At 72.1% G+C, this 26816-nt stretch carries 26 protein-coding genes; 12 read left to right on the forward strand and 14 right to left on the reverse strand.

What is annotated here, in order from left to right:
* Nucleotides 1-8 precede the first annotated feature (8 nt).
* Complete coding sequence (locus tag ELY19_RS06320) at nucleotides 9-575, forward strand: TetR/AcrR family transcriptional regulator (protein WP_126195456.1); 567 nt, start codon at nucleotides 9-11, stop codon at nucleotides 573-575.
* A gap of 13 nt (nucleotides 576-588) precedes the next feature.
* On the opposite strand, the gene ku is transcribed toward ELY19_RS06320, so the two are convergent.
* Nucleotides 589-1401, reverse strand: coding sequence for a non-homologous end joining protein Ku (gene ku, locus ELY19_RS06325; RefSeq protein WP_126195457.1), 813 nt, complete (start codon nucleotides 1399-1401; stop codon nucleotides 589-591).
* 391 nt (nucleotides 1402-1792) lie between these two features.
* Here ku and ELY19_RS06330 point away from each other — a divergent pair, with 391 nt between their 5' ends.
* The 5 genes from ELY19_RS06330 to ELY19_RS06350 are packed head-to-tail and all read left to right on the forward strand — an operon-like array spanning nucleotide 1793 to nucleotide 6797.
* A complete protein-coding gene (locus tag ELY19_RS06330; RefSeq protein ID WP_227966624.1) occupies nucleotides 1793-4168 on the forward strand; it encodes an ATP-dependent DNA ligase in 2376 nt (791 codons plus the stop codon).
* A gap of 50 nt (nucleotides 4169-4218) precedes the next feature.
* Nucleotides 4219-4674, forward strand: a complete 456-nt coding sequence (locus tag ELY19_RS06335) for a MarR family winged helix-turn-helix transcriptional regulator (protein WP_126195459.1) — start codon at nucleotides 4219-4221, stop codon at nucleotides 4672-4674.
* On the forward strand, nucleotides 4674-5060 hold the full coding sequence (locus ELY19_RS06340) for a DUF5313 family protein (RefSeq protein ID WP_126195460.1): 387 nt from the start codon (nucleotides 4674-4676) through the stop codon (nucleotides 5058-5060). Before ELY19_RS06335 ends, ELY19_RS06340 begins: the two co-directional genes overlap by 1 nt.
* Nucleotides 5061-5103: 43 nt before the next feature.
* Entirely contained in the window at nucleotides 5104-5961 is an 858-nt protein-coding gene (locus ELY19_RS06345) for a P1 family peptidase (protein WP_126195461.1), read from the forward strand.
* Nucleotides 5962-5978: 17 nt separating this feature from the next.
* A complete protein-coding gene (locus tag ELY19_RS06350) occupies nucleotides 5979-6797 on the forward strand; it encodes a chymotrypsin family serine protease (RefSeq protein ID WP_126195462.1) in 819 nt (272 codons plus the stop codon).
* A 45-nt stretch (nucleotides 6798-6842) separates the two neighbouring features.
* Here the strand turns inward: ELY19_RS06350 and ELY19_RS06355 are convergent, their stop codons facing one another.
* On the reverse strand, nucleotides 6843-8330 hold the full coding sequence (locus ELY19_RS06355; RefSeq protein WP_126195463.1) for a bifunctional phosphatase PAP2/diacylglycerol kinase family protein: 1488 nt from the start codon (nucleotides 8328-8330) through the stop codon (nucleotides 6843-6845).
* Between the two features lie 40 nt (nucleotides 8331-8370).
* The gene (locus ELY19_RS06360) at nucleotides 8371-9243 is read right to left on the reverse strand and encodes a LysR family transcriptional regulator ArgP (protein WP_126195464.1); all 873 of its coding nucleotides are present in this window, start codon (nucleotides 9241-9243) and stop codon (nucleotides 8371-8373) included.
* A 71-nt stretch (nucleotides 9244-9314) separates the two neighbouring features.
* Here ELY19_RS06360 and ELY19_RS06365 point away from each other — a divergent pair, with 71 nt between their 5' ends.
* Both ELY19_RS06365 and ELY19_RS06370 read left to right on the forward strand, forming a co-directional pair.
* A complete protein-coding gene (locus ELY19_RS06365) occupies nucleotides 9315-9926 on the forward strand; it encodes a LysE/ArgO family amino acid transporter (RefSeq protein ID WP_126195465.1) in 612 nt (203 codons plus the stop codon).
* A 229-nt stretch (nucleotides 9927-10155) separates the two neighbouring features.
* Nucleotides 10156-10806, forward strand: coding sequence for an SDR family oxidoreductase (locus tag ELY19_RS06370; RefSeq protein ID WP_126195466.1), 651 nt, complete (start codon nucleotides 10156-10158; stop codon nucleotides 10804-10806).
* A 79-nt stretch (nucleotides 10807-10885) separates the two neighbouring features.
* Here ELY19_RS06370 and pntB read toward each other — a convergent pair whose 3' ends face one another.
* From pntB to ELY19_RS06390, 4 genes are all read right to left on the reverse strand, one after another.
* Complete coding sequence (gene pntB, locus ELY19_RS06375) at nucleotides 10886-12334, reverse strand: Re/Si-specific NAD(P)(+) transhydrogenase subunit beta (protein ID WP_126195467.1); 1449 nt, start codon at nucleotides 12332-12334, stop codon at nucleotides 10886-10888.
* Between the two features lie 7 nt (nucleotides 12335-12341).
* The gene (locus ELY19_RS06380; protein ID WP_126195468.1) at nucleotides 12342-13868 is read right to left on the reverse strand and encodes a Re/Si-specific NAD(P)(+) transhydrogenase subunit alpha; all 1527 of its coding nucleotides are present in this window, start codon (nucleotides 13866-13868) and stop codon (nucleotides 12342-12344) included.
* Between the two features lie 261 nt (nucleotides 13869-14129).
* Nucleotides 14130-14636, reverse strand: a complete 507-nt coding sequence (locus ELY19_RS06385; protein ID WP_126195469.1) for a MarR family winged helix-turn-helix transcriptional regulator — start codon at nucleotides 14634-14636, stop codon at nucleotides 14130-14132.
* Nucleotides 14636-15556: a D-isomer specific 2-hydroxyacid dehydrogenase family protein gene (locus ELY19_RS06390; protein WP_126195470.1), complete on the reverse strand. Its 921-nt coding sequence runs from the start codon at nucleotides 15554-15556 to the stop codon at nucleotides 14636-14638. The genes ELY19_RS06385 and ELY19_RS06390 overlap by 1 nt, the downstream gene beginning before the upstream one ends.
* 115 nt (nucleotides 15557-15671) lie before the next feature.
* On the opposite strand from ELY19_RS06390, the gene ELY19_RS06395 reads away from it, so the two are divergent.
* Complete coding sequence (locus tag ELY19_RS06395) at nucleotides 15672-16283, forward strand: hypothetical protein (RefSeq protein WP_126195471.1); 612 nt, start codon at nucleotides 15672-15674, stop codon at nucleotides 16281-16283.
* A 58-nt stretch (nucleotides 16284-16341) separates the two neighbouring features.
* Here the strand turns inward: ELY19_RS06395 and ELY19_RS06400 are convergent, their stop codons facing one another.
* The 4 genes from ELY19_RS06400 to ELY19_RS06415 form a co-directional block, all read right to left on the reverse strand.
* A complete protein-coding gene (locus ELY19_RS06400) occupies nucleotides 16342-16599 on the reverse strand; it encodes an HPr family phosphocarrier protein (RefSeq protein WP_126195472.1) in 258 nt (85 codons plus the stop codon).
* 67 nt (nucleotides 16600-16666) lie between these two features.
* Nucleotides 16667-18778 (reverse strand): PTS fructose transporter subunit IIABC, encoded by a 2112-nt coding sequence (locus ELY19_RS06405; RefSeq protein WP_126195473.1) that lies wholly within the window; start codon nucleotides 18776-18778, stop codon nucleotides 16667-16669.
* Nucleotides 18779-18814: 36 nt separating this feature from the next.
* Nucleotides 18815-19774, reverse strand: a complete 960-nt coding sequence (locus tag ELY19_RS06410) for a 1-phosphofructokinase family hexose kinase (RefSeq protein ID WP_126195474.1) — start codon at nucleotides 19772-19774, stop codon at nucleotides 18815-18817.
* Nucleotides 19771-20544, reverse strand: coding sequence for a DeoR/GlpR family DNA-binding transcription regulator (locus ELY19_RS06415; protein WP_126195475.1), 774 nt, complete (start codon nucleotides 20542-20544; stop codon nucleotides 19771-19773). The genes ELY19_RS06410 and ELY19_RS06415 overlap by 4 nt, the downstream gene beginning before the upstream one ends.
* Before the next feature lie 102 nt (nucleotides 20545-20646).
* Between ELY19_RS06415 and ELY19_RS06420 the strand changes: the two genes are divergently transcribed.
* The 3 genes from ELY19_RS06420 to ELY19_RS06430 all read left to right on the forward strand — a co-directional run bounded on the left by ELY19_RS06420 (nucleotide 20647) and on the right by ELY19_RS06430 (nucleotide 23424).
* Nucleotides 20647-22329: a phosphoenolpyruvate--protein phosphotransferase gene (locus ELY19_RS06420; RefSeq protein WP_126195476.1), complete on the forward strand. Its 1683-nt coding sequence runs from the start codon at nucleotides 20647-20649 to the stop codon at nucleotides 22327-22329.
* A gap of 76 nt (nucleotides 22330-22405) precedes the next feature.
* On the forward strand, nucleotides 22406-22774 hold the full coding sequence (locus tag ELY19_RS06425; protein WP_126195477.1) for a VOC family protein: 369 nt from the start codon (nucleotides 22406-22408) through the stop codon (nucleotides 22772-22774).
* A 113-nt stretch (nucleotides 22775-22887) separates the two neighbouring features.
* Nucleotides 22888-23424 carry a YceI family protein gene (locus ELY19_RS06430; RefSeq protein ID WP_126195478.1) on the forward strand — a complete coding sequence of 179 codons (537 nt, stop codon included), beginning with the start codon at nucleotides 22888-22890 and terminating at the stop codon, nucleotides 23422-23424.
* Nucleotides 23425-23486: 62 nt separating this feature from the next.
* Here ELY19_RS06430 and ELY19_RS06435 read toward each other — a convergent pair whose 3' ends face one another.
* The 3 genes from ELY19_RS06435 to ELY19_RS06445 all read right to left on the reverse strand — a co-directional run bounded on the left by ELY19_RS06435 (nucleotide 23487) and on the right by ELY19_RS06445 (nucleotide 26780).
* Nucleotides 23487-24425: an HpcH/HpaI aldolase/citrate lyase family protein gene (locus ELY19_RS06435; RefSeq protein ID WP_126195479.1), complete on the reverse strand. Its 939-nt coding sequence runs from the start codon at nucleotides 24423-24425 to the stop codon at nucleotides 23487-23489.
* Between the two features lie 114 nt (nucleotides 24426-24539).
* Entirely contained in the window at nucleotides 24540-25502 is a 963-nt protein-coding gene (locus ELY19_RS06440; protein WP_126195480.1) for an alpha/beta hydrolase, read from the reverse strand.
* A gap of 300 nt (nucleotides 25503-25802) precedes the next feature.
* Nucleotides 25803-26780, reverse strand: a complete 978-nt coding sequence (locus tag ELY19_RS06445) for an alpha/beta hydrolase (protein ID WP_126195481.1) — start codon at nucleotides 26778-26780, stop codon at nucleotides 25803-25805.
* Nucleotides 26781-26816: the final 36 nt, after the last annotated feature.

The following is a 26816-nucleotide window of genomic DNA, read 5'->3' on the forward strand; positions in this document are numbered from 1 at the left end:
CTCGACGAATGGCACGGTGGCAGCCCAACGCGCGGGAGCGGCTCGAGACGGCGGCGTTCGCGCTGTTCGCCGAGCAGGGTTACGAGTCGACCACCGTCGCGCAGATCGCCGAGCGCGCCGGGCTCACCGAGCGCACCTTCTTCCGGCACTACACCGATAAGAAGGAGGTGCTGTTCTGGGGCCAGAGCCTGCTCGAGGAGACGCTCGCCGCGCAGGCCACCGAGGCGGCCCCCGAGGCCGCGCCGATCGACGTCGTCGAGGCCGCGTTCGCCACCATGGCGCGGATGATCGCCGGGCGCGGAACCCTGCCGTTCGAGCGACAGCGGGTCATCGACGCGACGCCCGCGCTGCGCGAACGCGAGCTGCACAAGATGGACGCGCTGGCCCGCACACTCGCCACCACGCTCGCCGGCCGCGGGGCGGCGGCCCGGGCCGCCCGGGTCCTGGCGGGCGCCGGCGTCGCGGCCTTCACCGCGGCGTACGAGGAGTGGATCGCGGCGGAGGGCGCCGTCGACCTGGAGGACGTGACGCGGCGCGCTTTCGCGGACCTGCGCGACGGCGCGGGCGGGCGGTGATCGCGGGCGCTGATCAGCCGGCGGCGCGCTTGCGGGCGGGCCGCTCCGCCTGCGCCTCGCGGTTCTTCACCGAAGCCTTGAGGGCGGCCAGCAGGTCGGCGACCTCGTCGTCCTCGGCCTCCTCCTCGGGCGCCTCGGGGAAGGCCGTGCCCCCGGTGGCCTTGGCCTCGATCAGCTGGCGCAGCTGCACCTGGTAGTCGTCCTCGTACTGCTCCGGGTCGAAGTCGGTCGCCATCGAGTCGATGAGCGAGGCCGCCATCGCCAGCTCCTGCGGGCGGATCTTCACGTCCTCGGTGAGGGCGGGGAACTCGGGCGTGCGCACCTCGTCGGGCCACAGCAGCGTCTGCAGCACCATGACGTTGCCGACCACGCGGAGCGCACACAGCCGCGTGCGGTTGCGCAGCGTGAAGGTGCAGATCGCGAGCCGGTCCGTCTCCTGCAGCGCCTGCCGCAGCAGCACGTAGGCCTTGGGCGACTTCGACGACGGCTCGAGGAAGTACGGCTTGTCGAACATGATCGGGTCGACGTCCTCGCGCGGCACGAACTCCGTCACCGCGATCTCCCGGTGCTTCTCCACCGGCATCGACTTGATGTCCTCCTTCGAGAGGATCACCGTGTCGCCGCCCTCGGACTCGTAGGCGTTCGCGATGTTCGAGAACTCGACCTCGTCGTCGGTGCCCTCGCGCACGCGCTTGTACCGGATGCGGACCCCGTCCTTCGAGTCCACCTGGTGCGACTTCGCATCGTGGCTCTCGATCGCGGAGTACACCTTCACGGGCACGTTGACCAGCCCGAACGACAGCTCACCCGTCCAAATCGCGCGCATGTGACCATTGTGACTGGTGTGAGCGCCGATTGCGAGAGGTGGCGGCGGGTACTCCTACCGACCCGCGACGACAGCAGGGCGCTACGGACTCGTCGCACCGGGAGGTGCGGTGCGACATGCAAGGCCATGCGTCCGACGCATGGCCTCCGACCAGGTACTTCGTTGCCGTGTCATCCGCCCGGCGCATACCTGAATTCGGTCTCGCATGAGGGCGCCCGCGCCTCCGGCCCGCTACCGGAACTCGATGCCATGCGTCGCACGCATGTCTTGCCCGCGTCTCCGCAGGTCAGAGGGCATGCGCCGCGCGCATGGCTGTCGCGGAGACCTGACCACACCTCCAGCCCGCGCCATCCGCCCTCCCGGCACCTGCGAGGACCTCGATAATGGGCCCGTGGCGCAGATCCGGGAGAACCGCGAGGTCGACGGCGTCGGCGTGCAGCTGACCAATCTCGACAAGGTGCTGTACCCCGCGACGGGCACCACGAAGGCCGAGGTCATCGACTACTTCCAGGCCATCGCCCCGTTCGCGTTGCCGCACCTGCGCGACCGCCCGCTCACCCGCAAGCGCTGGCCCAACGGCGTGGATAAGACGGCCTTCTTCGAGAAGCGGCTGCCGAGCCATGCACCCGCGTGGATCCGCCGCGGCAGCCAGTTCCACTCCGACGGCGAGTCCCGGTACCCGGTCATCGAGAACGCCGCCGGCATGGTGTGGCTCGGCCAGCAGGCGGCGCTGGAACTGCACGTCCCCCAGTGGGCCTTCGTCCCCGACGATGCCGACCCCGACCGCCCGGAAGTGCCCGGACCGCCGAATCGCCTCGTGCTCGACCTGGACCCCGGCCCCGACGTCACCCTCGACGAGTGCGCCGCCCTCGCCCTGCGCATCCGCGAGCTGCTCGCCGCGATGGACATGGAGGGCTACCCCGTGACCAGCGGCTCCAAGGGGCTGCACATCTACGCTCCGCTGCCCGGCGCCATCTCCGCGCACGGCGCCCGCACGGTGGCGCACGCCATCGCGTCGCAACTCGAGGCCGAATCGCCCGAACTGGTCACCGCGTCGATGGCGAAGGACCAGCGCGGCGGACGCATCTTCGTCGACTGGTCCCAGAACAGCGCCTCCAAGACCACCGTCGCGCCGTACTCGCTGCGCGGCCGCGAACGCCCGTGGGTCGCCGCGCCGCGCACCTGGGACGAACTGGCCCGGCCGGGCCTGCGGCAGCTGGAGTTCGAGGAGGTCCTCGCACGGGCGCAGTCCGACGGCGACCTGCTCGCCGGGCTCGACGGTGCCGCCGCCCGGCCGGGCGGTGCCGAGGCACCGTCGGCGCCGCCGCCCGCGCCCGTCGACCTGGGCGAGTACCGCGCCAAGCGCGACGCGCGGAAGACGCCCGAACCGTTCGGCGGCGCACCGTCGCAGGGCGATCCGATCTTCGTCATCCAGGAGCACCACGCGCGGCGGCTGCACTACGACTTCCGGCTGGAGCACGACGGCGTGCTCGCGTCCTGGGCCGTGCCGAAGAACCTCCCGGACGATCCGGAGGTCAATCACCTGGCCGTGCGCACCGAGGACCATCCCATGGACTACGCGGCGTTCGAGGGGAGCATCCCGAAGGGTGAGTACGGCGGCGGCGACGTGACCATCTGGGACCACGGCACGTACGAGCTGGAGAAGTGGCGCTCGAACGAGGTGATCGTGACGCTGCACGGGAACCGGTTGCAGGGCAAGCGGTACGCGCTGATCCGCACCGGGGAGAAGAACTGGCTGGCGCACCTGACGAAGGACAAGGCCGTGCCCGCCAAGCCCGTCGCCGGCCTCGCGCCGGATCCCATGCTGCCCAGCGAGTCCCCGATCGACGGGCTGCGCGGCGCCGACTGGGCCTTCGAGGGCAAGTGGGACGGCTACCGCATGATCGCGACGGTGCGCGGCGGCACCGTCTCCCTGCGCACCCGATCGGGGCGCACCGTGACCGCGGAGTTCCCCGAGTTCGAGTCGCTGGCGGCCGATCTCGACGGGATGGACGTGGTGCTCGACGGGGAGGCGGTGGTGCTCGACGGGAACGGCGTACCGTCGTTCCACCTGATGGCGGGCGGCGACACCCGGTCCGGCGCGGTGCAGTTGTACCTCTTCGACGTGCTGTCGCTGAACGGCGTGGACCTGACGAAGCGGCCGTGGACGCTACGCCGACAGGTGCTGGAAGGCCTTGCGCCGCTGCTCGAATCCGACACCGCTGTGAGCGTGCCGCCACTTGTGGACGCCGCGACGGGCGCGGAGGCCGCCGCGCTCAGCGCGGAGCGCGGCTGGGAGGGGATCCTCGCCAAGCGCCGGGACTCGCCGTACCTGCCCGGGCAGCGGGTGCGCGCATGGCTCAAACACAAGAACTGGCGCGACCTGCAGGTCGCGATCGGCGGCTGGAAGCCGGGAAAGGGAGCGCGCGCCAACCGGATCGGATCCGTGCTCGTCGGCCTGCCGGCCGAGACGGGCCTCGTGTACCTGGGCTCGGTGGGCTCGGGTTTCAGCGACCGCGACCTGGCCGCTCTCGCCGAGGAACTGGAGCCGCTGCGGATGCGCCGCTCGCCGTTCACGGCCCCGATCGACGATCCCGAGGCCCGCGACGCGGTGTGGGTGCTGCCGAAGGTGATCGGTGACGTGCGCTACTCCTCGCTGCGGCGCGGCGGTCACCTGCGGCAACCGAGTTGGCGCGGCTTCCGGCGCGATCTCCTTCCCGGCGACCTCCCCTCCGCCGACGAGGCACCGTGGGAGGACCCCGACTGATACTTAGTGCCCTATTGATTAGTGCACTATCTTTCTGCTACCGTCGCGGTATGACAGATCCCGATCCGCTCGCCCTGGAACGCCAGGTGTGCTTCGCGCTGGCGATCGCCAACCGCGCGGTGCTCTCGGTGTACCGGCCGATCCTGGCGCCCATGGGCCTCACCCACCCCCAGTACCTCGTGATGCTGGCGCTGTGGGAGGCCTCGCCGCGGTCGGTGAAGGAGATCGCCGAGGCGCTGCAGCTCGACTCCCCCACCCTGAGCCCGCTGCTCAAACGCCTCGAGGCGCAGGGCCTCCTCACCCGCGCCCGCGCCGCGGACGACGAGCGGCGAATGGATGTCGCACTCACCGCGGCCGGTCGCGAACTGCGCGACCAGGCCCTCGCCGTGCCGCCCGCCGTGATCGAGCGGCTGGGCGCGAGCCTCGAGGAGCTCGAGGACCTGCACCGCGTGCTCACCACCGTCAACGCCAAAGCGCTCGCCGCGGGCGCCCTGAAGGAGTCCTGATGACCGCCGTCCACCGCCCCGATCCCCTGCACTACCTCGCCTGGGTCTACACCGGCTCGCTGCCGGATCGGAACCGGGAATGGGTGCGCCGCACCCTGACCCGCCGCACGTGGGCGCTGCGGCACCTGCTCCGCGGGCAGCTCGCGGTGCTCCCGGTGTACGCGCTGCTCATGCTGCTCCCGGGCCCACTGGCGCTGCGCGGCGCGACGGTGCTGCTCGGCGCGCTGCTCGCCGTGTTCTACAACGCCGCCTACATGCGTCCGAACCGCGCCCGCCGGCTGGAGAAGAACGGCCTCGACCCGGAGCTGGAGAACCCCGCCGTGGCCGCGCGCCGCGACGCGACCCGCGCCGCCTACGAAGCCGCGTACGCCCCCACCCGCGCCTGACGGCGACGTCCCCGCGCCGGCGGCGGCGTCGTAGCCTGGGGACATGCCCGTCGTCCAGACCATCAGCGTCCCCGGCGTCCGCGTCGGCCACGTCACCGACGCGGCGGCCCGCACCGGCTGCACCGTCGTGACCTTCCCCGACGGCACCGTCGGGTCCGGGGAGGTGCGCGGCGGCGCGCCCGCCTCGCGCGAGTTCGACCTGCTCTCCCCCGAACGCTCCGTCGAGGAGATCCACGCCGCCGTGCTCACCGGCGGTTCCGCCTTCGGCCTCGCCAGCGCCGACGGCGTGATGCGCCGCCTCGAGGAGGAGGACCGGGGCGTCGACACCGTGGCCGGCCGGGTGCCGATCGTGCCCACCCTGGGCCTGTTCGACCTCATGGTCGGCGACCCGACGGTCCGCCCGACCGCCGCGGACGGCTACGCGGCGGCGGCGTCCGCGAGCGCGGACGCCGAGCTGCACGGCCTCATCGGCGCCGGCACCGGCGCCACCACCGGCAAGGCCCGCGGCCTCGAGAACCTGCACGATGCGGGCCTCGCCTACGCCGAGGTGCGCGCGGGCGAGGTCGTCGTGGGCGCGCTGTGCGCCGTGAACGCGTTCGGCGACATCCTGACCGGCGAGGCCGGTCCCGTCGACTTCGGCGACTACGAGCCGTTCGGCGGCGACCGGCAGAACACCACGATCGGCGTCGTGATGACCAACGCCGTACTCACCAAGGCGGAGTGCCTGATCCTGGCGCAGGGCGCGCACGACGGTCTGGCCCGCGCGATCGACCCGCCGCACACCCGCTACGACGGCGACGCCTTCATCTCCGCCGCCACCGGCGCCGTGGAGGCCAAGGTGGACGTGGTGCGCGCGCTGGCGATCTCGGCGGTCGCGGAGGCGATCCGCTCGCGGGCCTGAAGGCCTACCCTGGATCGGTGATCACCGCCCGCCGACAGCTGCGGGCCGCGGCGTGCGCCCTGAGCCTCGCCCTGCTCGGCGGCTGCGCCGTGATCCAGCAGGACCCGGCTCCGGCGGGACCGCCGAGCCCCACGACCGTGATCACGACCCCCGTCGTGAGGCCGTACGACGTGGTGGCACCGGACCTGAAGCCCGCGACCGCGCCGAAGCCCACGACCGGCGCCGGCATCACCACCTACGCCGACCCGTACGGGGTCTACAGCAGCGTGTGCACCCTGGGCTTCCTCGCCCGGTACCCCGGCGGCCAGATCGTCGCGTTCACCGCCGGGCACTGCGCGGAGCTCGCGGCCCAGGTCCGGCCCGGCCGCAATCCCGTCGCCCGGTACCTCACGCCGGGCGGCGGCAGCTCCCCGTTCGGCGAGTACATCAAGGCCACCCGCAGCAACCGCGGACAGGACATCGCGATCATCCAGCTGGCGGGCCGTGACGTGGCGCCGATCGCGCGGGTGATCGGCCCCGTCCGGGGCGTCAGCGGCACCGAGGAACTGCGTGCGGGGCGGCCCGAGATCTGCGTCGTCGGCGCCCGCACCGGCCGGCACTGCGGCGTGCTCGACGACGTCACCGGCACCCGCGTCACCTGGGTGGGAATCCCCGCGGTGGAAGGGGATTCGGGTGGGCCCGTCTACGCCCGCTGGCCCGACGGGACGTTCACCGCCGTCGGGGTGATCAACACCGTCCACACCCGGCCCGACGGGACGGGGACGGGCGGCGGCACGGGCACGCTCATCGCCGCGGACATCCAGGCGAACGAGATGACACTGCTGGGCGTCGCGTGACCGCCGGCGGGCTGGTCCTGTGCACCGGCGGGTGGTGCGCGGCGCCTATCGCGTGAGACTGGTGCCGAAGACCCGCAGGGCCCGGTAGTCGACCCGGAACCGGGCGCGCGTGTGCAGTTCACCGGCTTCGCCGTCGTGCGCCACCCGGAACGGCTCGTCGGCCTCGATGGTCACGACCGGCGCCTGCAGCTCCCGGTAGACCTTGGAGTTGCGGATCCGGCCGCTGATCCAGGAGGCGAACAGGCGCGCGGTCGCGTACCGGTGCCCGTCCTCGAGGTACCGCACGTCGAGCACGCCGTCGTCGAGGCGGGTGCGCCGCCCGGGCACGAAGCTCGGCGCACCGTACATGGAGTTGCCGAGGAAGAAGAACGAGACGGTGGCGGGGCGTCCCTCGATCCGCACCGATGCCAGCGCGGTGTGTCGCAGCACCCGCCGCAGCGCGCGGACCGTGGCCGTGACGCGGCCGATCCGGCGCCGCTGGTACCGGGTGCGGGCGCGTACGAACTCCGGGTAGGCGCCGATGCTGGCGGTGTTGAGCAGCAGCTTCTCCTCGTTGAGCCACACCACGTCGACCCGGGCGAGGCGGCCGCTGCGGATCGACTCCACGACGGCGCCGACCGTCTCCGCGCCCACGTCCTTGGCGAAGTGGTTGAAGGTCCCGGCGGGGAACACCGCGAGCGGCTTGTCCGCCGCGAGGGCGTGCGCGGCGAGCGTCGCGACGGTGCCGTCGCCGCCCGCGACTCCGAGGAACTCCGCCCGGGCGGCGGCGTCCGCAGCCACGGCGTCGATGTCGGAATCCTCGGCGAGCTCGACGATCTCGGCCTTCGGGAGCGTGCGGCGGATCTCCTCCGCCACGCGCGTGCCCGTGCCGTCACCGGAGGCCGGGTTGAGCACCACCACGAGCCCGGCGCCCTCCGGGTCCGTCGTGATCCGCTCGACGGTGGGCTCCGGCGTCATGGTCCGGCTGTCGTCGACGGGCGGCACCAGGCGGGCACCCGCGACCGCGACGCCCGCACCGACGGCGAAGCCCGCCAGCACGTCGCCCGGGTAGTGGGCGCCCGTGGCGATCCGGGAGAAGCCGACCGCGCCGGCGAGCCCCGCGAGCGCGTATCCGGCGGTGCGGTTCTCCAGGCCCACCCCGATGGCGAAGGCCGCCGCCGCGGCGGAGTGCCCCGACGGGAACGAGGTGGACGTGGGTTGGCGGCGAGCCCGCTTGAGCGGCACCCCGTCGTGGGCGGGGCGGCGCCGCGGATAGACCCGCTTGAGCCCCTGGTTGACGATCAGGCTGGTCACGGCGAGCGAGACGATGCCGCGCACGGCGCCGCGGCGCGACGACAGACCGCCCAGGCCGCCCAGGCCCGCGGCGAGGACCATCCACAGCTTCGAGTGGTCGGCCGCCGCCGAGAGCGGCCGCATGGTGAGGTCCAGCAGCGGGCTGGGCGAGTCGGCGACGGCGTCGAAGAGCCGGCGGTCGAGGTCGCTGAGGCCCTCGTGGAGCGTGCGGAGCGGGTGCGGCGCTGCGGGATCCGGCATGAGCGCCAAGGTACTCGCGCTCCGCCGGACGCACGCGGGATCAGTGGAGGTGCACCGCCGCGGCGGCGTGGATCGCGTCGGCGAGCCGCTCGGTGGCGCGGGTGTGCAGCCGCCAGGACTGCCAGTGCAGCTTCACGTCGACGGTGTCGTCCGTGAGCCGGATCAGGGTGCCGCGTTCGAGCGCGTCGCCGACGTCGGCCTCCGGCAGGCTGCCCCAGCCGAGGCCGGCGCGGACGGCGTGGGTGAAGGCCTCCGACGACGGGATGCGGTGCATCGGCGGCGAGTCGCGGACGCCGCGGCGGTGGAGCACCTTGTTCTGCAACTCGTCCTTGCGCAGGTCGAACTGCACCACGGGCATCTCCCTCCAGCGCCAGCGGCCGCCCGCACGCCAGCGTTCGGCGTAGGCGGGCGTGCACACCGGTAGGTAGCGCATGGTGCCGAGGTACTCGGCCGCGCACCCCTGCACGGGCTCCGGGTCGGTGGTGACGGCACCGAGCACCGAGCCCGCGCGGAGCAGATCGGCGGTGTGATGCTCGTCGTCGACCACGAGGCGCAGCAGCGGCCCGTCCGGCAGGCCGGCGACGGCCCCGATCACGTCGCGGAACCAGGTGGCGAGCGAGTCCGCGTTCACGCCGACGTCGAGCACGGCCGACGGCGCACCGCCCGCGAGGCGGCCCAGCGCGTCGGCCTCGAGCGAGGCCACACCGCGGGCGAGGCCGAGCAGCACCTCCCCCTGCGCGGTCGGCCGGCACGGGCCCTCGCGGGTCACGACGACGTGTCCCACCTGCTGCTCCAGGGCGCGGATGCGCTGGCTGACCGCGGACTGGGTGATGCGCAGGCGGGACGCGGCGGCGCCGAAGCTCTCCTCCTCGACCACCGCGACGAGGGTCTCCAGGTGATGCCCGCTCAGCATGAAGTAATTCTAATGGGTGATCGCCTTTTCGTATTGGTGCTAATACACCCTGCGGCCCTAGCGTCGACGCCATGACCTCCGCACTCCTCGCCGGCCTCGGGCTCGGGCTCTCGCTGATCGTGGCGATCGGCGCGCAGAACGCCTACGTGCTGCAGGTGGGCGTGCGCGGGCGCGGGCTCGGCGGCGTCGTCGCGGTGTGCATCGCCTCCGACATGGCGCTGATCATCGCGGGGGTCGCGGGGCTCGGCGCCGCGGTCTCGGGACGGCCGCTGCTCCTGGAGGTGGTGAAGTGGGCGGGCGCCGCGGTGCTGCTCGGCTACGGCCTGCGGTCGCTGTGGGCGGCACGCCGCTCGGAGGGGCTCGTCGCGGGCGGCGACGGCGCCGCATCGGTCGCGGCCGTCGTGACGGGGGCACTGGCGCTGACGTGGCTGAATCCGCACGTGTACCTGGACACGGTGCTGCTGCTCGGCTCGGCCTCGACCCGGTACGCGGGCGACCGCTGGTGGTTCGCGCTCGGCGCCGTCGTCGCCAGCGTCGCCTGGTTCTGCCTGCTGGGCTTCGGCGCCCGGCGCCTGGCCGGCGTGCTCGCCAGGCCCGGGGTGTGGCGGGCGATCAACCTCGGCATCGGTGCGCTGCTGCTGCTCCTGGCCCTGCGGCTCGCGACCATGCCCCTCGGCGGCTGACAGCGCTCGCAGTCTGCGCAGGGTGGGCGTGGTGGCGAGCCGCGGGGGGCGTAAACGGAGGTCTGTCCTCGCAGAACAGTCATGCGTGGCACGCATGGCTGTTGCCTTCACTGGTCAGCGGCGTGTTCTCGTGACGAGGCATGCGTCGCACGCATGCCCTCGCTGCAGCGATCCTGTGGTCGCGCCGGGCCGAGTCGGACACGCCGCCGGGGCGCGTACGTTGGAATGCATGGCAGCTGTCACGATCATCGGTGGACACGGCAAGATCGCGCTCATCCTGGCGCGCGTCCTCAGCTCGCTGGGCGATGCGGTCACCTCGTGGATCCGCAACCCGGAGCACGCGGCGGACGTCGCCGCGACCGGCGCGAAACCCCTCGTCCTCGACGTGGAGCGGGCGTCGCGCGAGGAGATCGCGGCGGCCCTCGCCGGCTCGGACGCCGTGGTCTTCTCCGCCGGCGCGGGCGGCGGGAACCCCGACCGCACGTACGCCGTGGACCGCGACGCGGCGATCCGCTCGATCCAGGCCGCCGAATCGGCCGGGGTGAAGCGCTACGTCATGGTCTCCTACCTCGGCGCCGCCCCCGACCACGGCGTCCCGGAGTCGGACGCGTTCTTCCCCTACGCGGAGGCGAAGGCCGCCGCCGACGTCGCCCTGCGCGCCTCGGACCTGGACTGGACGGTGCTCATGCCGGGCCGCCTGACCCTCGATGAACCCACCGGGCGAGTGGACCCCGCGGCGGTGCGGGCGGCGGACAACCCCGGCACGTCGCGCGCGAACGTCGCGCTGGTGGCGGCCTCGGTGCTGGACCGTCCCGACACCATCGGGAAGGACCTGCCCTTCACCGACGGGGACGTGCGCATCGAGGAGGCCTGGACGTAGGCCCCGGGCGGTAGGCCCCGACGACGACTCGGGCCCGGCACCGTCGGTCGACGGTGCCGGGCCCGAGGGCGCTCGTGCGTCAGTGCATCGCGGCGAGGATGTCCTGCACGCGGTCCTTGGCGTCGCCGAAGAGCATCGCCGAGTTGTCGCGGAAGAACAGCGGGTTCTGCACGCCCGCGTAGCCGGCGGCCATCGACCGCTTGAACACGATCACGTTCTCGGCCTCCCACACGGTGAGCACCGGCATGCCCGCGATGGGGCTGCCCGGGTCCTCCGACGCGGCCGGGTTGACCGTGTCGTTGGCGCCGATCACCAGGACCACGTCGGTCTCGGGGAAGTCGTCGTTGATCTCGTCCATCTCGAGCACGATGTCGTACGGGACCTTCGCCTCGGCGAGGAGCACGTTCATGTGCCCGGGCAGGCGCCCGGCGACGGGGTGGATGCCGAAGCGGACCTCGACGCCCTTCTTGCGCAGCTCGCTGGTGAGCTCCGCGACGCCGTACTGCGCCTGGGCGACGGCCATGCCGTAGCCCGGGGTGATGACGACGGACTTGGCGCCCGTGAGGAGCTCGGCGACCTGCTCGGCGTTGACCTCCCGGTGCTCGCCGTAGTCCGTGTCGTCGGCCGGGCCGGCCTCGATGCCGAAGCCGCCCGCGATGACCGAGATGAACGAGCGGTTCATCGCCTTGCACATGATGTAGCTCAGGTACGCACCCGAGGAGCCGACGAGCGCACCGGTGACGATGAGCAGGTCGTTGCTCAGCAGGAAGCCCGACGCGGCCGCGGCCCAGCCGGAGTAGCTGTTGAGCATCGAGATGACGACGGGCATGTCGCCGCCGCCGATGGAGGCGACCAGGTGCCAGCCCAGGAACAGGGCGAGCGCGGTGATGACGCCCAGCAGGATCATCGACGTGTTGTCGCCGTGGGTGTCCCGGGAGACGTAGACGGCGGTGAGCACGATGAAGACGACGATCGAACCGACGTTGATGAGGTTCTTGCCGGGCAGCATGAGCGGCGCCGACTTCATCTTCCCGGAGAGCTTGCGGTTCGCGACGATCGAGCCGGTCAGGGTGACCGCACCGATGAAGATGCCGATCGCGATCTCGGCCTCGTGGATGTTGGTGAGCGCGCGGACGTCGGCCGGGTTGACCCCGTCGGCGTGGAAGCCCTCGATCGCGCCGTTCCAGCCGATGAGCACGGCCGCGAGACCCACGAAGGAGTGGAGCAGGGCGATCAGCTCGGGCATGCCCGTCATCTCGACGATGCGTGCGCGCCAGAAACCGATGAGGGCGCCGATGACGATGGCGCCGGCCATGAGGGCGACGGGCAGCCAGGTCAGGTCGAGCTCCGGCTTGAGGACCTTGTCGATGACCAGCGCGATCGTCGCCAGCAGGGCGATGCCCATGCCGACGATGCCGTAGGTCAGGCCGCTCTTGGAGGTCTCGTGCTTGGACAGCCCCGCCAGCGACAGGATGAACAGCAGCGACGCGACGATGTACGCCGCAACGGAGATTGCAGTGATACTCATGGCTTACTCATGCCCCCTTGCTGAACATGGCGAGCATGCGGCGGGTGACCGCGAAACCACCGAAGATGTTGATCGACGCGACCAGGATCGCGATCGTCGACAGCACCAGGACCGTCGTGGTGTTGGTCGCGATCTGCAGCAGAGCGCCCACCACGACGACGCCGGAGATGGCGTTGGTGACCGACATCAGCGGCGTGTGCAGCGCGTGCGCCACGTTGCCGATGACGTAGTAGCCGATGACGATCGCCAGCATCAGCACGGTGAAGTGCTGCGGCAGCGGGTTCGGCGAGAAGCTGATGAGCAGCCCGAACAGGACCACGCCCACGAGGGTGAGCGAGACCTTCTTGGACGCCGACATCGGCTCCTTGACCGGCTGCGCCTCCGCCTCGGCGGCGGGCGCGGCCTTCGGCGCGGCCGAGACCTGCACCGGCGGCGGCGGGAACAGCAGCTCGCCCGCGCGGGTCACGGTGATCGACCGCTGGACCGGGTCCTCGAAGTCGAGCACGAGCTGCCCGTCCTTCTCGGGCGTCAGCAGCTTGAGCAGGTTGACGAGGTTCGTTCCGTACAGCTGCGAGGCCTGCGCGGGCAGGCGGCCCGCGAGGTCGGTGTAGCCGATGATCGTGACGCCGTTCGGCGTGACGATCGCCTCGTCCTTGACGGTGCCCGCGACGTTGCCGCCGTTCGCCGCCGCCATGTCGACGATGACGCTGCCGGGCTTCATCGACGCGACCATCTCCTCGGAGATGATGCGCGGCGCGGGGCGCCCGGGGATCAGGGCCGTGGTGATGATGATGTCGACGTCCTTGCACTGCTCGGCGTAGAGCTGCGCCTCGCGTGCCTTGTAGTCGTCGTCCATCTCCTTGGCGTAGCCAGTGGCCGAGACCTCGGCCTGCTCGTTCGCCACGGAGAGGTACTCACCGCCGAGCGAGGCGACCTGGTCGGCCACCTCGGGGCGCGGGTCAGTGGCGCGCACGATGGCGCCGAGCGAGCCGGCCGCACCGATCGCGGCGAGGCCGGCGACGCCGGCGCCCACCACGAGCACCTTTGCCGGGGGCACCTTGCCCGCAGCGGTGACCTGGCCGGTGAAGAACCGGCCGAAGACGTGTGCCGCCTCGACGACGGCGCGGTAGCCGGCGATGTTCGCCATCGAGGACAGCACGTCCATCGACTGCGCGCGCGAGATGCGGGGGACGGACTCCATGGCGAGGGCCGTCAGCTCGCGGCGGCGCAGGTCCTCGAGCAGCTCGGGGTTCTGCGCGGGCGCGAGGAGCCCGGCGACGGTCGCGCCGGGGCGCACGCCGTCGAGCTGGGCGGCCGACGGTGCGTTGACGCCGAGCACGATGTCGGCGGCGCGTGCGTCACCGATCGACGCGCCGGCCTCGACGTAGGCCTCGTCCGCGAACGAGGACGCCTCACCGGCGCCCGAGTCCACGACCACCTCGTAGCCGAGCTTGATCAGCTGGGCCACCGTGGCGGGGGTTGCGGCGGCACGGGTCTCGCCCGGCTGTGCCTCTTTCAAAACTCCGATGATCATGCGCAGCACTCCCACTGCCGACCCGCATGCGGGGTCATGGTCGGTCCACCGACGTTCATTGATTCGTTCCTGTCGTCCCTACCGGGCCGCGCGGCTGCGGGCCCGGAGCTCCGGCACCGGGACGAATCCACGCGTGTACGACCCCCGCCGCGGTGTGAACGGGGGCGAATTCACGCAGAACGCCCGGGGTCGCCGGGCATCGCGAGGGCACGCTGGCCGCCTGATGCACAGAACAGTGGGCTGACCATAACACACCCAAACTTACTCGAAAGTAGGGTCCTTAGCGGGGACAATCGGCTGGTCGAGGGCGGTATCGCCGGGCAGATCGACGCTCATGTAGCGGTCGATCAGGGTCGCGAATGTGCGCAATTCCTCAGGCGACCAATCGGCCGTCCGGGCCTCGATCCGGCGGCGCCATTCGCGATCGGTCTCGGCCAGCACGCGCTCGGCCTTCTCGGTGAGGCGCAGCTGCCGCGACCGGGGGTTGCCGGGGTCCACGTCGCGGGTGATGAGGCCCCGTCGTTCCAGGCCCGCGAGCTGACGACTGGCGGTGGACTTGTCGATCGACACCGCCTCGGCCAGATCGACCGCCCGGATCCCCGGCGACTCGTGGAGCACGAACAGCAGCGTGAAGTCGACGTAGGAGACCTCGGCGCCGACGAACCGCGCATCGCTGCGGATCCGCTTGGCCAGCCCGACGATCCCCCGGACGATGAGATCGACCTCATCGGGCTCGGGCGGGGGCTCCTCCGGCCGGCCGTCGGACATCAGTAACCCCGGTCGGCGTCGACGACGGCCAGCGGCTCCATCCCGTTGGCGAAGCGGCGCACGTTGACCTCGACGCGGGCGAGCAGCGCGGGCCGCAGGTGCTGCGGCGGGTTCGCGACGTGCGGGGTGATGATCGCGTTCGGGATCGACCAGAGCGGGTGATCGTCGGGCAGCGGCTCGGGATCGGTCACGTCCAGGCCGACGCCGCCGATCGTCCCCTTCCGCAGCGCGTCCACCAGTGCGTCCGTGTCGATCAGCGAGCCGCGGGCGACGTTGATGATCCACGAGTGCGGCTGGAGCTGCGCGAGGACCTTCGCGTTCACGAGGGCGCGGGTCTCCGCGGTCGACGGTGCCGCCAGGATCACGTGGTCGACGGCGGGCCACACCTCGTCCAGCCGGTCGGCGGTCACGACGACCGCGTCGGAGACGTCCGAGCCCGAGCGGTTCACGGCGACGACCTTGACGCCGAGCCCGCGGAGCGCGGGGATGACGTCGCGGCCGATGCCGCCCGCGCCGACGATGGCCACCGTCGTGCCGCCGAGGCGCCCGGTGCGGGCGCCCGCGCCGGCGGCGTCCCAGGAGGTCTCGCGCCGCCACAGGCCGCGGACACCCGCGAGCAGCAGCGCGACCGCCTGTTCGGCGACGGTCCCGGAGTAGGCACCGGCGGCCGAGGTGAAGACGACCTTCGGGTTCCGCGCGAGGACGCCGCTGTCGAGGAAGCCCTCCACCCCGGCGAAGGGCAGCTGGACCCAGCGCACGCTCGGCGGCAGCGCGGGCAGGGCCGCGCGGGAATCGGTCCAGACCAGGCCGTCGGCACGGGTCAGCGGGCCCGGCTCGCCACCGCCCGCGGTGATCGCGGCGTCGAAGTCCGGATCGGGCTTCGGTCCCACGGCGATGACGGGCGCGTCGTCGAATGACATGTCGCAAAGCCTAATGAGCCGCCGTCGGCGCCGGGTACAGCCGCGCCCATTCGACCTGTGAAAACTGAGACTTGTGTTACCTACTGAGTCTCAAGTTAAGATTGAGACTATGTCGATGCCCTCCCTCCACCCCGCGCAGCCGCGACTCGCCGCGCTCCGGCGCCGCTTCGAGGCCACGCCCGTGGGCCGACGGATCGACGAGGTCCGGCCGACCACCGCCTGGAAGGTCATCAGCTCCGTGGTCTACTCCGGCCTCATCGCCGCGGTCGTCATGGGTGCCGCCGTGCTGCTCCTCGGCGTCAAACCGTCGAGCCCGGAGGTCGCTCCGGTGAGCTCCGTCGAGGTCGGCGACTGCGTCACCGTCTCCGGTGACCGGGTGACCCGCACCGGCTGCGAGGGAGACGGCTTCAGCTTCGCCGTCGCCGAGAAGGCGGCCGCCAGGACCGCGTGCAGCCAGCCGAGCTACGCCCGCGTCGAGTCCGCGGGCGCCGTGCTGTGCGTGGTCCCCAAGCTCACGCTGGGCAACTGCTACCAGGTCAAGCCCGACAAGGCCGCCACCACCGACATCCGCCCGGTCGACTGCCCGACCGCGCTGGGCAGCGCACCGTCGAACGTGATCCGGGTGATCGAGCGGGCGGCGGGCGCCCCACTGACGTGCCGCGGCTCGTCGGCCCTCAACTACTCCGCGCCGCAGCGCATGAGCTACTGCATCGCGCCCGTCACGTAGACCGGTCACGAGGAGGGGCGGCCGGAGGATCCGGCCGCCCCTCTTTTCGTGCGAGCGCTCAGGCGTCGAGGTCCTGGGCGACCAGGGCCGCGATCGCGTCCACGGTCGCCTGATCGGCGGATTCGACGGTGACCTCCACGCCCTGCTCGGCGCCGAGGGTCATGATCATCAGCGCCGAGCCGGCGTCCACCGGCTCGCCGCCCGCCACGGACAGGGTGACCTCGTGGCCCGACTCGTTGACGGCGTTCGCGATCACGGCGGCGGGGCGGGCGTGCAGGCCGACGGCCGATCCGACGGCGACGGTGGTGCTGGGCATGTCTCTCCTCGTGGGGGTGATGGTGGCTCGCGCTGCCGGTCGGCGGCGGAGGTGGTCAGGACCAGTATTACGCGGCGACCGCCGCGGGCTGGGCGGATTCGTCCGCAGGGGCGCTCCGGCCGGCGAGGCTCTTCGCCGCGACGACGGCCACGGCGCTCACCAGGACACCCACGACGAGCGCGAGCAGGAACTTCGGCCAGGTGCCGTTCGTCGCGAACAGGACGAAGACGCCGCCGTGCGGGGCGCACAGCTGCGCACTGAGCGCCATGGACAGGCCGCCCGTCACTGCGCCGCCGAGCATCATCGACGGGATCACGCGCAGCGGGTCCGCCGCCGCGAACGGGATGGCGCCCTCGGAGATGAAGCACAGGCCGAGCGGCAGGGCCGCCTTGCCGTTCTCCCGCTCGGGCTCGGTGAACAGGCCGGGCCGGACGAAGGTCGCGAGGGCGAGCGCCAGCGGCGGCACCATGCCCGCGGCCATCACGGCGGCCATGATCTCCCACTGCGGGACGCCGGCCGTGCTGAGTCCGATGCCGGCGACGCCGAAGGCGTAGGCGGCCTTGTTCACCGGGCCGCCGAGATCGAAGCACATCATGAGGCCGAGGACCACACCGAGCGCGACCTTGCTGCTGCCGCTCATGCCGTTCAGGGCGTCCGTCATGGCCTCGTTCACCCAGCGCAGCGGACCGGCCAGGAACATGTACATGACGCCGCCCGTGATGAGCGTGCCGAGCAGCGGGATGATCACCACGGGCTGCAGGCCGCGGGCCCACTGCGGCAGCGGGATCCGCGAGAGCCACAGTGCGACGACGCCCGCCAGCAGGCCGCCGATGACGCCGCCGATGAAGCCCGCGTTCACCGTCCCCGCGAGCACGCCCGCGACGAATCCCGGTGCGAGCCCGGGCCGGTCGGCGATGGCGTACGCGATGTAGCCGGCGAGCACCGGGATCATCAGCTTCATCGCCGCGCTCCCGATCGCGAAGCTGACGCCGCCGAGGTACTGCAGCAGGCCGCCGTCGGGCAGGTTCCACAGCGAATCGTGGAGCGCGAAGTAGGCGCCGTTGGACATGCCGTCGTCGCCGTGGTCGCTGCCGATCTCGTAGCCCGCCAGGAGGAAGCCGAGGGCCATGAGGAGGCCGCCTGCGGCGACGAAGGGGATCATGTAGCTGACGCCGGTGAGCAGCGCGCGCTTGAGCTGCCCGCCCAGCCCCGCCGGCGCCGCGGCGGCTTCGTCGCTCGCGGCCGCGGCCCCGTCGACGGTCGCGGCGTGCGGATCGGTCGCGGCGGCGACCGCCTCGGCGATCATCGCGTCCGGCTCGTTGATGCCGCGCTTGACGCCGGACGTGATGACGGGCTTGCCCGCGAAGCGCTCCCGCCCCTTGACGCCGACGTCGGTGGCGAAGATGACCGCGCCCGCGCGGGCGATGGTCTGCGCCGACAGCGGCGTCGACCCGGAGGACCCCTGCGTCTCCACCGCGAGCTCCACGCCGGCGCGCTCGGCGGCCAGCTTGAGCGCGTCGGCGGCCATGTAGGTGTGGGCGATCCCCGTCGGGCAGGCCGTGATCGCCACCAGCGCGGGCCCGGCCGACGGCGCCCGCCCGGCCGGCGCAGCGGCCGGTGCAGCGGCCGGTACCGAACCCGGCGAGGCGGTGGCCGCGGCGTCCACGGTCGCGGCCGGCGTCGGTTCCGCCGACTTCGGTTCGGCGGACTTCGGTTCCGCGGGCTTCGGGGCGATGACGTCCTCGACGAGCGCGACCACCTCGTCCGGCGTGGCGGCGGCGCGGAGCGCCGCGGTGAACTCGGGCCGCACGAGCGCGCGCGCCAGAGCGCTGAGCAGCTTCATGTGCTGCGACCCGCCGGATTCCGGTGCGGCGATGAGGAACACGAGGTCGGCGCCGCCGTCGGGAGCGCCGAAGTCGACCTTCGGGTCGAGGCGGGCGAAGCCGAGGCTCGCGGCGGTGACGGCCGCGGCGCGACAGTGCGGGATGGCGATGCCGCCGGGCAGCCCGGTGGCGGACTGGGCCTCGCGAGCCAGGGCCGCCTCGACGAGCCCGTCCACGGAGGTGGACCGGCCGGCGTCGGTGATGCGGCCGGCGAGGTAGGCGATCACCTCGGATTTTTCGGTGCCGGCCGAGACGTCGAGCGCGACCAGTTCGGGCGCGATGATCGATTCGGTCATGGGTGTTCTCCGGTTCTGCTGGTGGATCGTCGGGAGCTACAGGGCGAGGACCCGCACGTCGGCGACGGCGAGATCCTCGGGGCGGGGCGCCTGGGTGCCCGGCAGTGCGGCGGCCGCGGCGCCGTGGGCGACCGCGAGGACGAGACGTTCGGGCGGCGTGGCGCCGCGCGCGTGGGCGATGAGGTACCCCGCGAGGGAGCTGTCGCCGGCGCCGACGGTGCTGCGCACCGCGATCGGCGGCGGGGAGGCGGCCCACGCGCCCTCGCCGGTGACCAGCAGTGCGCCCGCGCCGCCGAGCGTTGCGAGGACGGTGGCGCCGGTGGCGCGGTGCAGCTCCTCGGCGGCGGTGCGAACCGGGGCGAGATCACCTGCAGCCGCGCGACTCTCGAACTCCGCCCCGGCCTCCGGGCCGCGCCCCACCAGCTCGGCGAGCTCCTCGGCGTTCGGCTTGAGCAGCGCGATCCCGCGCACCGCGGAGGAGGCGAGCGCCGGTCCGGAGGTGTCGACGGCGATCCGCGGGCCGTCCTCGCGTGCGCCCAGACGGTCGGCGAGACGGGCGTACCAGTCGTCCGGGAGGCCGGGCGGGAGCGAGCCGCACAGGGCGAGCCAGGCGGCACCGTCGGCGGCGGAGACGATCGCCTCCTCCAGGGCCCGCACGGCTTCCGGCGCCAGCGGCGCGCCGGGCGCGTTGAGCTTCGTCGTGGTGCCGTCGGGCTCGGTGACGGTGATGTTGCTGCGCACCTCGTGGCCCACGGGGACGGGGATCGCGGGGACGCCGAGGCGGGAGAGTCCCACGAGCAGCGGGTCCCCCTGGTCGGCGGGGAGCACGGCGACCGTGCGCTCCCCCGCGGCGTGCACCACGCGGGAGACGTTGACGCCCTTGCCGCCCGGGTCCGCCGCGACCGCCGCGGCACGGTGCACGGCGCCGCGCCGGAGCGTGTCGCCGAGGGCGACCAGCCGGTCCAGGCTGGGGTTGGCGGTGACCGTCACGATCATCGGGCGACGACCTCGACGTCCACGCCGTGATCCGCGAGCGCCGCCGCCAGCGGGCCGGCGGGCGCGGCGTCGGTGACCAGGACGTCCACCGCGTCCAGTCCGGCGAAGGCGACGAGGCTCTCCCGGTCGAACTTGGACGAGTCGACGACCACGACCACGAAGTCCGCGGCCCGGACCATCGCGGTCTTGACGGCGGCCTCGTCCGCATCGGGCGTGGAGAGGCCGCGATCGGCACTGAGCCCGTTGGCGCCGACGATCGCCACGTCCGTGCGCAGTCCCGCGATCTCGGCGACGGTGCCCGCGCCGACCGCCGCCTGAGTGAGGCCCCGGACGCGGCCGCCGAGCAGCCGCAGTTCGACCGCCTCGCGCGTCGACAGCGCGGCGGCGACGGGCACGGAGTTGGTGATCGCGGTGATGTGCAGGTTCGCCGGGACCTCCCGGGCGGCGGCGATGGTGGAGGTCCCCGCGTCGAAGAGGATCGAACCGCCCGCCGGGGGGAGGAAGCGCCGGGCCGCGGCACCGATCGCGCGCTTGGCCTCGGCGTTCGTGCCCTCGCGCTCCCCCAGGCCCGATTCGGCGCCGGCGAGGACGCCCGCCGCGACGACACCGCCGTGCACGCGCCGGACGCCGCCGAGCCGCTCGAGCGCGTCCAGGTCGCGGCGCACCGTCTCCGGGGTCACGTCGAAGCGTTCGGCCAGCTCCATGACGGACGCGCGGCCGCGACCGCCGACCAGTTCGCTGATCGCGCGCTGTCGTTCCTCCGCGTACATGACCCCTCCGAGTTCGTGGGTTTCTGTGGTTATGGATTTGATTTTTCTGTTTTTACGCCTGTTTGTGTTGACAAGTCAAGAGGATTTCGTAATCTGTGTCACATGACTTCGCAGCAGTCGACCGCGCCCGGCCTGGCCGTCCTCACCGGCACCCCCGTCGTCCCCGGGGTCGCCTACGCACCCGTGATGTGGCCCGGCGCGCGACCCGAGCTGCCCCCGCCCGTCGACCTGCCGGAGGGCGATCGCGACGCCGAGGCCACCCGGTTCTCCACCGCGGCGCAGGCCGTCGCCGACCGGCTGCGCGCCCGCGCCGCACAGGCTCAGGGCGCCGCGGCGGAGGTACTCGGCGCGAACGCCGGCCTCGCCTCCGACAAGGCGTGGATCGGCACCACCGAGAAGCTGATCCGGGCGGGCACCCCGGCCGCGAACGCGGTCGCCGCGGCGACCGAGCAGTTCGCGGACATGTTCACCAACCTCGGCGGCCTCATGGCCGAGCGGGTGACCGACCTGCGCGACGTGCGCGACCGCGTGGTCGCGGAGCTGCTCGGCGGCCCCGAGCCCGGCGTCCCGGTGCCGGACGCACCGTCGATCCTGCTCGCCGACGATCTCGCGCCCGCCGATACCGCGGGCCTGGACCCGGCCCTCATCGTGGGCATCGGCACCCGGCTCGGCGGCGCGACCAGCCACACCGCGATCATCGCGCGACAGCTCGGCATCCCGTGCATCGTCGGCCTGGCGGGCGCCGGCACCGTCGATGCGGGCACGCCCGTGCTGCTCGACGGCGGCGCGGGCACCGTCACCGTCGCCCCGGACGAGGCGCGGGCGCGGGCGCGGGTGACGGAGGCGGCCCGGGAGGCCGCCGAGATCGCACGGTGGCGCGGGCCCGGGCACACCTCCGACGGCGCCCCCGTCGCGATCCTCGCCAACGTGCAGGACGGGGCGGGCGCGCGGAGCGCCGCTGAACGGCAGGTCGAGGGGGTGGGCCTGTTCCGGACGGAGCTCGCCTTCCTCGATCGCGCCGACGAGCCGTCGGTCGAGGAACAGGCCTCGCTGTACCGCGAGGTCATCGACGCGTTCCCCGGCCGGAAGGTCGTGATCCGCACGCTGGACGCCGGCTCCGACAAGCCGCTGAAGTTCGTCGACCACGGCGAGGAGGAGAACCCGGCACTGGGGGTCCGCGGCATTCGCATCGCGGACGCCGACCCCGGACTGCTGGACCGGCAACTGGACGCGATCGCCGCCGCCGCCGAGGGCGCCGCGGCGCAGCCGTGGGTGATGGCGCCGATGATCGCCACCGCGGCGGAGGCGCGCGGATTCGCGGCGAAGTGCCGCGCGCGGGGGCTGACCGCGGGCGTCATGGTGGAGGTGCCCGCCGTCGCGCTGTGCGCCGATGCCGTCCTGGCCGAGGTGGACTTCGTCTCCCTCGGCACCAACGACCTGACGCAGTACGCCATGGCCGCCGATCGGATGAGCACCGAGCTGGCCGCGCTCACCGACCCGTGGCAGCCCGCGGTGCTGCGGTTGATCGAGCTCACCGCCCGCGCGGGCACCGCGGCGGGCAAGCCCGTCGGCGTGTGCGGCGAGGCCGCGGCCGATCCGCTGCTCGCCTGCGTGCTCGTCGGCCTCGGCGTGACCTCGCTGTCGTGCGCCGCCGGCGCCGCGGCGGCCGTGGGCGCACGGGTCGGCTCCGTGACGCTGCAGCAGTGCCGGTGGGCGGCCGAGGCGGCGGTCGCCGCCGCCGACCCGCAGTCCGCGCGGGAGGCCGCACGCGCCGCAATGGCCTGAAACCTGTCGGTCGCGGGTGCTACACCTGAGGGCGTCGCGGGTGCAGCGGGCGCCCGGCATCGGGCGAGGAGCCGACATGATCGACCACTTCGGGATCAATTGCGCAGACCTGGAGGCCGCGAAGCGGTTCTACGACGGGGTGCTGGCCGTGCTCGGCTCGCGCCGGCTCATGGACTTCGACGTGGCCGTCGGCTACGGCACGGAACAGCCCGTGTTCTGGATCTCGGGCGCCGCGGAGGGCGCGTCCAACCGGGAGGCGCACATCGCCTTCGCCGCGCCGGACACGGCCACCGTGGACGAGTTCCACCGCGTCGCGCTCGAGCTGGGCGCGGAGTCGCTGCACGCGCCCCGCCTGTGGCCGGAGTACCACCCCGGCTACTACGGCGCCTTCGTCCGCGATCCCGACGGCAACAACGTGGAGGCGGTCTTCCACGGAGCCGCATAGAAACGGTCTTCAGGGGATGTTCAGGGCGCGTTCACGCGCCCCGGAATACATCGGACCGCAGTCCGGTTATGCTCGGTGAGTCGCGAGAGTCCAACCACCGAAGGAGCATCACCATGAGCAACGTCCTCCCCGCCGGCACCTACGTCGTCGACCCGGTCCACTCGTCCGTCGAGTTCTCCGTCCGCCACCTGATGGTGAGCAAGGTCAAGGGCCGGTTCGACGAGTTCAGCGGCACCATCACCGTCGCCGAGGACGGCACCGCGTCGCTGACCGCCGACGTCGACGTGACGTCGGTGAACACCCGCAACGCTCAGCGCGACGCCCACATCCGGACCGCCGACTTCTTCGACGCCGAGAACCACCCCAAGGCCACGTTCATCTCGACGGGCGTCGCCGAGAAGGGTTCGAACTACGTGCTCACCGGTGAGCTGACCCTGCGCGGCGTCACCAAGCCCGTGCAGTTCGACCTCGAGTTCCTCGGCACCAACCCGGGCATGGGCCAGGGCGAGGTGGCGGCGTTCGAAGCCAGCACCGTGATCACCCGCCAGGACTTCGGCATCACGATCGACATGCCGCTGGAGACCGGCGGCAAGGTCATCGGCGACAAGATCACCCTCACCCTCGACATCGAGGCCCTGCGCCAGGCCTGATCGACCTGACGACGAAGCCCCCGACCGCCGGAACGTGCCGGCGCGGGGGCTTCGTCGTCAGGTCAGTAGTGGAAGGTGTCCGACGGTGCCGGGGCGTGCTCGCCCTCGAGCCCGTCGGGCACCACGATGCCGTAGGCACGGGCCAGATCGAGGATCTTCGTGGCCCGCGCGATACGCGGCAGATCCGAGCCGTTGCGGATCTCGCCGCCGTCGCGGTCGAAGTCCGCGAAGAACTCCCGCGACCAGCGGATGTCCTCCGGCGACGGGCTCAGGCCCTCGTTCACCGGGTGGCACTGGTCGGGCGTGAGGCAGATCTTCCCGGTCATGCCGAACTCGGCGGAGACCGCGGTCGCCTCCGTCAGGAGCAGCCCCTTGGACCCGACGGTCGGCCCGTCGATCGCGCCCGGCAGGTGCGCGGCCTTGGCGGCGATGGTGAAGCGGGAGCGGGCGTAGGCCAGCGTGGTCGGATCGCCGCCGAAACCGGTGTCGCGGCGGAAGTCGCCGATGCCGAAGGCCAGGCGGAAGGTCCCCTTCGCGGACGCGATCTCGCTGATCCGCTCCAGGCCGCGCGCCGTCTCCACCAGCGCGACGATGAGCGTGTCCGGCAGCCGCTTGGCGGTCTCGGTGATGTGGTCCATCGACTCGACCATCGCCAGCATGACGCCGCCGAGGTGCTTCGCCCCGCGCAACGCCTCCAGATCGTCGGCCCACCACTGCGTGCCGAACCCGTTGACGCGCACCCAGCCGTCGTTCGGCTTCCCGTCGACCTCGCGGCCCAGCCAGTCGACCACGTTGTTCCGCGCCGCCACCTTGTCCTTGGGCGCCACCGCGTCCTCGATGTCCAGCACCACGATGTCGGCCCGCGAGCGCGCGGCCGCGTCGAAGCGCTCCGGCTGCGCGGCGTTGACGAGCAGCCAGCTGCGCGCGAGCACCGGGTCGATGCGGAAACCGAGGGGCTCGTCGGCGTCGGTGGTGGGGGTGAGCGGGGCCGGCGGGGTCATGAGGGCTGCAACCTCGACTCTCTCGTGTGGGGTCGCTGAAAAGGGTACCGATACGCGGGAAGGCCCCGGGCAGGTGCCCGGGGCCTTCCGTGCGATCGCTCGATCAGCGCGTGATCAGTTGAACCAACCGGTGCGCTGCATCTGCCACACCTGATCGCTCCAGTAGCCCCACGTGTGGGTGCCCACCGACGAGAAGTCGTAGTGCGCGCTCACGCCGGCCTTGTCGGCCGCGGCCTTGAAGGCCTCCGACTGCGACTTGGCCAGGATCTCCAGCGGCACGCCCTGGACGATGTCGGCCGGGGTCGGGTTCGGGGTGTACTTGCCGGGCTCACCGGTCGAGGCGGTGATCCACAGCTTGATGCCCTTCAGGCGCGCGGCCTGCACGGTCGGGTCGTTCTTCGCCCAGTTGGCGTCGAACGGGCCGCCCCACATGTCGAGGACGTTGTAGCCGCCCGCGTCGAGCATCGCGACGCCCACGGCGACCGGCATGCCGGGGGCCGAGGTGTTCAGGAAGCCCGAGAGCGCAGCGGCGCGCTTGTAGACGCCCGGGTTGTTCGCGGCGTTGATGAGGGCGGCGCCGCCACCCATCGAGATGCCGACGAGCGAGAGGTTGCTCGAGAAGCCGCGCGACTTGATGTAGTTCGGCAGGCTCGAGGCGAGGAAGTTGCCCCAGGTGGCCTTGTAGGTGCCGTTGCCGTGCTTGGAGGTGTTCGCCCAGTTCGTGTAGAAGCTGGCGGTACCGCCGACGGGCATGACGACGTTGATGCCCTTCTGCGACAGGAAGGCGACGTTGGAGTCGCGCTCCCAGCCGGAGACGTCCTGCGTGGCGCGCAGACCGTCGAGGAAGACGACGGTCGGGGCCTTCGCGGGATCGGTCGTGGTGGAAGCCCACGAACGCACCGTGACGGCCGGCATGCCGGCTCCGTCGACCTTCTCGGACTTGAAGCCCTTGGGCGGGTTCTTCGCCGACCCCGGACCCCAGGCGCCGGCGACGCCGGCACCCATACCGGCGAGGGCGGGCACCATGGCCGCGGTGAGAACCGCCGCACCCGCTCGCTTACCCCAGGCTGCTCGCATTGCTGACCTCTCTTTTTTCACACGGATTCTCCGCGCAGTAGCTGGTGGACCGGACGGATGGTCGCAATCGACCAGCCTTGTCACAGCCGTCACTCTAACATCGTTCGTCACACATGTCACATAATTCACATCAGTCACATGTCCGACACTCTCCCCGGATCTCATCGAAATCACAGGGTAAGTCGTTACAGACCCTCCCGGTTTCCTCAGGAAAGTCGTCCACATCACAATACGACAGACGACCCCGTTCGTCCGAACGAGGCCGCCTGTCGTGTGATCTGTTCGTGCAATCGCGAAGGACTACTTCGAGAACCAGCCGGTGCGCTGCATCTGCCACACCTGGTCCTGCCAGTAACCCCACGTGTGGGTGCCGGCCGGCGGGAAGTCGTAGTGCACGTTCTTCAGGCCGGCGCGCTGCGCCGCACCCTGGAAGGCGCGCGACTGCGACAGCGCGAGCCACTCGAGCGGCACGCCCTGGATGACGTCGGCGGGGCCCGGGTTCGGGGTGTACTTGCCGAAGACGCCGTTACCGGCCGAGATCCACAGCGGGATGTTCTTCAGGCGGTTCACCTGCACGGTCGGGTCGTTCTTCGCCCAGCGCGAGTCGAACGGGCCGCCCCACATGTCGAGGCCGGCGTTGTAGCCGCTCGAGTCGAGGGAGGCGATGCCGACGGCGATCGGGATGCCGGGGGCCGAGATGTTGTTCAGGCCGGAGAGCGAGGCGGCGCGCTTGTAGTAGCCGTTCGACTCCAGGGTGTTGATGATCGCGGCGCTGCCGGACATCGACAGGCCGACCAGCGAGACGTTGTCGCTGAAGCCGAGGCTGCGGATGTACTGCGGAAGGCTGTTCTTCAGGAACGAGGCCCAGGTGTAGCGGTACGGCTGGCGGTTCGTCGAGGACGGGGCCTGCCAGTCGGTGTACCAGCTCGAGGTGCCGCCGACGGGCGTCACGACGTTGATGCCCTTCTGCGAGAGGAAGGCGACGTTCGAGTCACGCTCCCAGCCCGAGACGTCCCACGTGGCGCGCAGGCCGTCGAGCAGCACGACGGTCGGAGCCTTCTTGGGGTCGGTGGTGGTCGAGGCCCAGCTGCGGACCTTGACGTTCGGCATGCCCGCACCGTTGACGAAGGCCTGCTTGAAGCCCTTCGGCGGGTTCTTGGCGCTGCCGGGGCCCCAGGCGTTCGCGGCGCCCGTGCCGGCGATCGTCAGGGCCGGAATGGCAGCCACGGTGACCGCGGCGGCGGTGGCCTTCTTGGCCCAGCCGTTGCGCATACGCATACGAGACTCTCTTCCTCAGTGTTTCCGCCCGGTGGG

Origin of the sequence: Tsukamurella paurometabola (assembly GCF_900631615.1) — a bacterium.
GTDB lineage: Bacteria > Actinomycetota > Actinomycetes > Mycobacteriales > Mycobacteriaceae > Tsukamurella > Tsukamurella paurometabola_A.